Genomic DNA, 7347 nt, shown 5'->3' on the forward strand with positions numbered 1-7347 from the left:
GCGCGGCACTGCTTCCGACTGTGAGCATGGGTCAGCGGAACAACGGTAGTCCCCATCCGATCATAGCCAGCCCGGTAATGATTAATATTCCCCCTATCGTCTCAAATATCTTCTGGTGTACAGGCATCCGATATCCCGCATACGCAAACGCCATCCCCGATATGAGACACGCGATACTCAATATTTACACGTTTGACGCCCGACCAGCTTTATTGGTCGGTGCAACGCAAGAACATCTCCAAATGAAAACTCGGATCACGATGCGCGCCGCGCTGGCGCTCGGCCTTCCCGCTGTCGCCCGTGGCCTGGGCCGCCTCAGGCGCATTCGCTGCGCCCTCTTGCGGGATGCGGGCCACGAGGCCGGACGGGGCAACGTCCTGACGGCAACTGTTCTCGTTGCCCTGTATATGGTGGCCGGCTGATGCGTACCGTTCCTGCCATCCCCCAGACCGCGCCCGCTCCTTCGCTAATGGGCCTCGCCCGTCTGAGCTTTGATATGTGGCGGCTGCGCCGGATCGCGGCCGGGCTCGCTCGGCCCAATGCGCGCAGCGATGCCAACGCGGCAAGGCGATGGCTCGCACGAGTAGAGGGCGCCCTTGCGGATCTCGACCGGGCGCAGGATCGGTTGCGCCCGCGGCGCCGGCCACACTGAATGCCGGAAAGCCTGAACTATAGCTTTCCGGTTTTCCGGTCTTCCACGTTTTCGGTTTTCAGGTTCTGAGAATGAGTGAGGGGCGCGGCGATGGCTGCGCCCTTTCTGCGTTCACTCAGCCTCGATGCCCTCGGTTCCGCGCTCGCCCGTCCGGCGCTCCACGATGGGCGGCTGTTGATGCTTCAACAGGGCATCGTTCAGCGCCTCGACCATCAGGGCCTCCAAGCTCAGGTCCCGGTCGGACGCGAGATTGCGCAGGGCCATCCATCCGCGCTTGTTGATGCGGACCTGAACCGTTTTCATGTCCTGGGGCGCGCGGCGCGGGGTCGGCACGCGCTTGCCGTTGGCCGGAGCTGCCTCGGGCGGAGTCTCGGCGCTCGGCGCTGGCGCGGCTGCCGCCTCGACCTGGGGCGCAGGCGGGGCTGCCTTCGGAACGGCAAGGTGCGTGAGGGTGGGCCGCTTAGGTGCCGCCATCGTTCGGGCTCTCATGATCTCAGAGTTTCAGGGGATCAGGATTTCCGGGGGAAGCTCTCGGCCAGCTTCGTCACCGCCGACCACATAGCCGCGATCTCGGAAGCCGCTCGGCCGTCTGGGTCGTACTCGGTCACGCTCTGGCCGGTGATGAGGGCGTGCGAGAAGCTGGCGCGTTGCGAGACCTGGCCGGCGAGGACCGGGGCGCCCATGCTCGTTAGGACGATGCGGGCCTCTGCGACGACGCTCGGTTCATTCTCGCGGGTGATGGGCGGTGCCGCGTTGATGATGCAGGCAATGGGGGCCTTTAAGGCTCGAGCCATGTCCAGCGTCTTGCCGGCGGACTTGAGATCGAAAGGACCGGGGCGCACCGGAACAACGGTCACACTGGCCCGACTCATAAGCGAAGCCATCAGGGGCGCATTGTGCGGGGCGCTGTCGATGATGACCCAAGCGACCCCCTCACCCTCAGCCGTGTCCAGTATCGGCCCGATGCTCGTTGCGTCGGCCTGGACGAGAAGGGGCGTCTCGGCCTGGCGGCTCGTGTACCAATCGGTAAGCGAGCCCTGCGGATCGGCGTCGATGAGAAGCGTTTTGCCCTGGCGCTCGGCCAAGGCCCCGAAGTGAGCGCAGATCGTAGATTTGCCGGCGCCCCCTTTCTGGGTCGCGACGAGAATCACATGCATAGGGGTCGCGTCCCACGTCGGGGTTTCAGGGTCGCGGGCATCCTGGCGTTCCCGGCTTAAGGAATTGCTGACGGCATGAAGCCCGGAAACCACGCGGACAGGGGTTCGGGCAAGCCGGAAAGTCGGAAATTTGGAAAGCCGGAAGATAAGGGCTCCGTTTTTCCATGTTTCAGGGTTTCATGCTTTGAGGTTTTCAGTTGCGCCGGCTCTGCGATAAGGTAACTTCCGATAACAGTTCTTCTCGAAAGTTTCAGACAGGCGGGTTGAAAGTGGCGGGAGAAAGTGAAGCCGTGGCTATACCGCCGATTGGAGATGCAAGCGCCAATCTGGCGCCCGCACGCTCCTCCCCAGACTAAGGCGAAAGCCTCCCTGCCAAGACGGCGGCGATCGTCCGCGCTTTCCAGCGTGCGAGCAAGGCCAAGGCGACGGTGAAGGCGTACAGGTCGGATTGGGCGCTGTTCGGTGCCTGGTGCCAGCGGTACGGGTTCCGGTCCCTGCCGGCGTCGCCCGAAGCTGTTGCGGCCTATCTCGCCTCGGAAGCCGACGCAGGCCGGTCGGCCTCGACCATCGGCAGGCGCTGCGCCGCGATCCGGTACGCGCACAAGCTGGAAGATCAACCGGACCCGACCGATGATGAAGGTGTACGAGCGACCGTGCGGGGTATCCGCCGGACGGTCGGCACGGCGCCGAACCAGAAGGCAGCCGCAACCGCCGAGGTGCTGGCCGCGATGCTGATGCGGACCCCTGACACCATGACGGGCAAGCGCGACCGGGCGTTGCTGGCTCTGGGCTTCGCGGGAGCCTTCCGGCGCTCCGAGCTCGTCGCCCTCGACGTGGCGGATCTCCGTGAGGACAAGGACGGGCTGCGCGTAACTGTACGGCGTTCAAAGACAAATCAGGAGGGCCGGGGCTTTGAAAAGGCCATCCCTCACGGGCGCTTCATCCGGCAGGTTGCCCTGGTGCGGGAATGGCTCGATGCCGCCAGGATCACAGAGGGGCCGGTTTTTCGGCCGGTCTCGCGGTCGGGCCGGGTGCGGGTGAGGGGTGTGCAAGTTGAACACCCTTCCGAGGGCAAGCCAGTGGCGCACTCTTTCAGGGCTAGCGAGGATGGCCAAGTTGGCCATACTTCCGAGGGGGGAGAAATTCGCCCCCCTTCGGGTGCCCCCACATCTGGAGAGACCCGCAACCGAGCGGCCAACTTGGCCACACCGCCTCGCCTCACGACGCGGGCCGTGGGGGACATCATCAAGGCCTATGTGACCGCTACCGGCCTCGATGCCTCGACCTTTGGGGCGCACTCGCTGCGGGCCGGCTACATCACGACAGCAGCGGAGCGCGGTGGGGATCTCGCCCGGATCATGGATCAAAGCGGGCACCGCGATCCAAGAACGGTCGTCGGGTACATCCGGCGAGCGAACGCCTTCAAGGATCACTCGGGCTCAGGCTTTCTGTAGGCTGTAACCCAAACGAAAACGGCCGGGGTTTCCCCCGGCCGTTCTCTAGTCGCTGAAGCTAGTCCGCTTAGCGGAGGAGCTGCAGGATGCCCTGGTTCGCGGTATTGGCGAGCGAGAGCGCCGAGATGCCGATCGACTGGCGGGTCGACAGGGCCTGCGAATTCGCAGCCTCTTCGTTCATGTCAGCGTCGGTCAGGTTGCCCGAGCCGGTTTTGAGTACGTCGATGATCTGCTTCGTGAAGTCCTGACGAGTCTGGACGACCGACAGATTTGCACCGAGCGATGACGACTGGGTCTGAATAGTCGAAAGAGCGGTCGTCAAAGTATCGCCCAACGTGTCAATCGCCGTGTTGCTCTTGAAATCAATACCAGCACCAGACGTGGTAGTAGCAGCCTGCCCAATGCCTAAATTGAAAGAGTTTAGTACGCCAAAGTCAGTGTTGTCAGAATTCTTTAGAGATACATCCAAGGAATTCGAAGCAGTACCCGTCTTCTCGTTGAACTGAACCTTGAGATGATCTCCCTGAAGAAGGTTGACACCATTGAAACCAGAGTCCTGGCTCAATTTGTCCAGCTGTGAAACCAGTGAGTTGAACTGATTGGCCAGAGATTGACGAGTCGCACTAAGCGCAGCAGTGCCAGCAGTGAGTGTGGCAGTCGCACCTGATGCAGTGTTTCCATCTAGAGCCGAAGCGCCAAAGCCCTTTACAGCGATATCACTCGTCGTCGTATTTTCCAGCTTTAGATGGTTGCTGGCGTCTTTAGTAGCGGTTACTTTTCCGGCAAGAAGTCCGTTACTGCTAATTGCAAGAATGATATCGTCAACGCTTTTGGCAGCGCCGGGAGTACCGGTGGCGGGAACGCCGTTGCTGGACACACGATTACCAGTCGCAAAACCGACAGCCGTAGCATCAGTACCACCAACGGTAATGTTATTACCTGCCGTATTAGTAAACACGATCTGTCCACTTGAACCATCGGCAGTAATAGTATTTCCGCTCACCGCATTAAGCGCAGTATTTATTTTACCTGCTGCAGCAACGGCGGTGTCACTGGCATCGAGCGTCGAAATTGTCAGGGCATTGCCGCTATTGAACCCAGTGGCAGCGACCGTGATGGATCGAGCAGCTGCCGCCTGACCAAACGTACCGCCCGTGCCCGTAAGAGTGGCGGATGTTGCGGCAGTTCCCGTCCCGGCGGTATAGGTCGAGATATCCACGTTCTGAGTACCAACGGTGAAAGTGATCTTGTTGTTGGTGCTCGTCGAGGTATTGGCTGCATTCGCTGCGACCGCAGTGCCAGGCGTAACGGTGCCCGTGGTATCCTGGCGCGCTTGCTTCGCAGTAGACTGAAGCTGCTGAACAAGGCTGGTCATCGACGTCAGGCCTTTGTTAGCGGCCTGGATGGTTTGAATGCCGTTCGAAATACCGTCGAGAAGGCCACCAAGCTGCGACTGCCGGCTGTTCAAGCTGGCTGCCGTAAAGAAGTTCACCGGATTGTCCAACGCGCTCGAAACCTTCTTACCGGTCGAGAGGTGCGCTGCGGTTGTAGTCTGGAGTGAAGCAACATCCTGAAGCGATGACAGGTTGGCGCGAACACTGGCAGTGAGGTTGATTCCGGACATAAAATGATCCTTTAGATCGAGAGATCGCGCAATTTCAGGCGACATGTCCGATGTCGACTAGGAAGCTTCTCCAAACATTAATTTGAATTGCTAAATCTACATACTGCTCAAAAAAACGACTGTATGGTTAGCAAAATGTTAACGCATTGTGTGGCAAGCAATCCACATAAGCGGGGAACTGCGTAATGGCGCTAAACATCGATTTAAAACCAAATGAGCGCATCATCATAGCGAACGTATCCGTTCGGAATGGCGACCGTCGTGCAAGATTGATCTTTGAAACCGAAGCAAAATTTCTGCGCGAAAAGGACATGCTACCTGCTTCGGAAGCTTCTACGGCTTGCGAACATCTATACGTCATTCTTCAGGTGATATATTTTACCAACAACAACGCGGAGCTAGAGGATAAATTCGTGTCTCTCTCTAATGAAATCATGAAAGCTTCGCCTAGTACATCATCATACATTGTAGAAATTTATACTCATTTCACATGTGGAGAATATTACGCGGCTTTGAAGGTGGGGCAAAAGCTCATGCAATATGAGAAAGAGCTGCATGAACGCTTAGCTGTGCCAGCAATGGAATAGGATTTGGAATACCGTCGAAGCTCAAACCAACGCACGTCCCGAACTCAAAATGAGTTGGCAAATGGCATTAAAGCTGACGATCAAACCTGGCGAAACAGTCTACATCAACGGCGCTGAGATCTGTAATGCAGGCTCAGGCGTCAGTCTCGTCATTAAGAACCACTGTCGCATCCTGCGCGAAAGCGAGATGATCAGAGAAAGCGATGCTATCTCGCCCTGTTCCAAAATAGTCTATGCCCTGCAGCAGATCGTGCTGAAGGAAAACCCGTTTGAAGAGCTGAACGAACTCTCGCGGCTAGCGGTCCAGATCTTGCAGACCATGCCGAGCGCGGCTCCGCAGGTTTTGGAGATCCAGCAGCTCCTCAGCGAGAAGAAGACGCACATCGCGTTCAAAAAGGGGAAGGCCCTTATGGCTCTGGAGGCGGATCGCTTCGACGGATCCAAGGCGAGCTGACCGATTTTGGAGGTATGGTTGCGGCGTATCTCAGGCCTACGACGGCGGGCTTTGGAGGCAGCTGTTATCGGATAGCCGCCCCAGCCTTTCCAAGTCCCACCCGGTCGCCTGCCGCGTTCAGACGGCCATTCCGCATGATCTGCGCCTGGAGACCCTTGATGGCTTCAACAGCATGCGCCCGTGCCGTTCCAATGGCTCGTTTAGAGCGTCCGTCATACGGCCCAGTCATATCCTGATCTATCAGACGCGTGACGCTCTCCAGTCGTTCAAGCACTTCCCGACGAGCGTCCCAGATGTCGCGGTCCTGCTCCAGGAAGCGTAGAGATCCGTCGACCAAGCGCATGGCGCCATCTACGAGCCCAGGATCACCACCCCCCGTCCCTCTGACTTGATCGCATGCCGCTGCCAGCGCACGAACAATATCCGCACGAAGCTGTGTCGACACGCCGGTATCCTCCTATCAGCCGCACCGTGAGCGAAGGAGACTCACAGTATAAATAGAAAAGACCGGGATTTCTCCCGGCCTTTTCCGATTAGATTTTCTATTGAGATTAGCGGAAGAGCGCGAGCACGTTGGCGCTTGCGCCGTTGGCGATGCTAAGGGCCTGGACGGCCAGCTGCTGCTGGGTCTGAAGGGCCTTAAGTTTGGTCGACTCTTCTTCGACGTCTGCGTCCACTAGGATACCAATGGTGCGGTCGTTGGCTTTCATCAGGGTATCGACAAAGGTTTTTTGACCGTCGATCTGAGTCTTGTTAGCGCCAAGCTTGGTTCCGGCATCGGTAACCTTCGCAAGCGCCCTATCTACTTGGGTGATGATATCACCGAGTCTGCTATCAGTTACGTTAGTAATGTTGATTGTTTTGACAGAGACGGTAGTAGTTCCATCGACCGTATCAAGAATACCGTTCGCCGAGGTGGAGCCCGCAGCCGTGCCTTTGCCCACCTGAGATGTGGTGGCGATGCCGAAACCAATCTCCTTCGTAGGCGCAGACGTATTTTTTACATCAACCTTTGCGGCGCTCCCCGTATCGGATGAAGTGAAAACAAGCCGGCCGGCAGTATCAAGGGAGGCGGCAATTTTGCCAGCGCCAATACCGGCTGCAGTAATCTGATTATTGAGGGCCGCTACGAACTCACTTGTCGTAACGCTCTTAAGATCTTTCGCGGCAGTAGCCATGCTGGTAGCATCGAGGGTTACGGTAGCCGTTCCGGTGCTGCTCGTGATGGTGAGATTTACGGCGTTCGCTGCAACGCTGAAATCAGCCGTCCCAGTGCTCGTTCCCGTCGCGAATTGACTTGTACCACTTAATGCCTTGTCGCCAGCGATCTGAGCCACAGTTGCGGCCGTAGCAGTCGGAGTAGAGTTAGTATCGTAGAGCTTAATCCCGTCGACGTCGACATTAATCTTCGAAAATGTC

8 protein-coding genes are annotated in these 7347 nt (G+C 58.1%); 4 read left to right on the plus strand and 4 right to left on the minus strand.

Annotated features, from left to right (window positions below):
• Positions 1 to 26: 26 nt before the first annotated feature.
• Positions 27 to 422: a hypothetical protein gene (locus AC1MGR_RS24685; protein ID WP_480234966.1), complete on the plus strand. Its 396-nt coding sequence runs from the start codon at positions 27 to 29 to the stop codon at positions 420 to 422.
• Between the two features lie 341 nt (positions 423 to 763).
• Here AC1MGR_RS24685 and AC1MGR_RS24690 read toward each other — a convergent pair whose 3' ends face one another.
• Together AC1MGR_RS24690 and AC1MGR_RS24695 are read right to left on the minus strand one after the other, a co-directional pair.
• The gene (locus AC1MGR_RS24690) at positions 764 to 1126 is read right to left on the minus strand and encodes a ribbon-helix-helix domain-containing protein (RefSeq protein ID WP_480234967.1); all 363 of its coding nucleotides are present in this window, start codon (positions 1124 to 1126) and stop codon (positions 764 to 766) included.
• 35 nt (positions 1127 to 1161) lie between these two features.
• Positions 1162 to 1809, minus strand: coding sequence for a nucleotide-binding protein (locus AC1MGR_RS24695; RefSeq protein WP_480234968.1), 648 nt, complete (start codon positions 1807 to 1809; stop codon positions 1162 to 1164).
• Positions 1810 to 2237: 428 nt separating this feature from the next.
• Here AC1MGR_RS24695 and AC1MGR_RS24700 point away from each other — a divergent pair, with 428 nt between their 5' ends.
• Positions 2238 to 3263 (plus strand): tyrosine-type recombinase/integrase, encoded by a 1026-nt coding sequence (locus AC1MGR_RS24700; RefSeq protein WP_480234969.1) that lies wholly within the window; start codon positions 2238 to 2240, stop codon positions 3261 to 3263.
• Between the two features lie 67 nt (positions 3264 to 3330).
• Here the strand turns inward: AC1MGR_RS24700 and AC1MGR_RS24705 are convergent, their stop codons facing one another.
• Positions 3331 to 4887, minus strand: coding sequence for a flagellin N-terminal helical domain-containing protein (locus AC1MGR_RS24705; RefSeq protein ID WP_480234970.1), 1557 nt, complete (start codon positions 4885 to 4887; stop codon positions 3331 to 3333).
• 185 nt (positions 4888 to 5072) lie between these two features.
• On the opposite strand from AC1MGR_RS24705, the gene AC1MGR_RS24710 reads away from it, so the two are divergent.
• Positions 5073 to 5474 carry a flagellar biosynthesis repressor FlbT gene (locus AC1MGR_RS24710; RefSeq protein WP_480234971.1) on the plus strand — a complete coding sequence of 134 codons (402 nt, stop codon included), beginning with the start codon at positions 5073 to 5075 and terminating at the stop codon, positions 5472 to 5474.
• A 49-nt stretch (positions 5475 to 5523) separates the two neighbouring features.
• On the plus strand, positions 5524 to 5928 hold the full coding sequence (locus AC1MGR_RS24715) for a flagellar biosynthesis repressor FlbT (RefSeq protein WP_480234972.1): 405 nt from the start codon (positions 5524 to 5526) through the stop codon (positions 5926 to 5928).
• A gap of 551 nt (positions 5929 to 6479) precedes the next feature.
• Here AC1MGR_RS24715 and AC1MGR_RS24720 read toward each other — a convergent pair.
• On the minus strand, positions 6480 to 7347 hold an 868-nt coding region (locus AC1MGR_RS24720; protein ID WP_480234973.1), incomplete at its 5' end, for a flagellin.

This window comes from Methylobacterium sp. BI1 (assembly GCF_056680125.1).

What these genes read in the sequence shown, in the direction of transcription:
- AC1MGR_RS24685 (WP_480234966.1), top strand. Translation starts at nt 27, where the DNA reads ATGGGTCAGCGGAACAACGGTAGTCCCCATCCGATCATAGCCAGCCCG.
- AC1MGR_RS24690 (WP_480234967.1), bottom strand. Translation starts at nt 1,126, where the DNA reads ATGGCGGCACCTAAGCGGCCCACCCTCACGCACCTTGCCGTTCCGAAG.
- AC1MGR_RS24695 (WP_480234968.1), bottom strand. Translation starts at nt 1,809, where the DNA reads ATGCATGTGATTCTCGTCGCGACCCAGAAAGGGGGCGCCGGCAAATCT.
- AC1MGR_RS24705 (WP_480234970.1), bottom strand. Translation starts at nt 4,887, where the DNA reads ATGTCCGGAATCAACCTCACTGCCAGTGTTCGCGCCAACCTGTCATCG.
- AC1MGR_RS24710 (WP_480234971.1), top strand. Translation starts at nt 5,073, where the DNA reads ATGGCGCTAAACATCGATTTAAAACCAAATGAGCGCATCATCATAGCG.
- AC1MGR_RS24715 (WP_480234972.1), top strand. Translation starts at nt 5,524, where the DNA reads ATGAGTTGGCAAATGGCATTAAAGCTGACGATCAAACCTGGCGAAACA.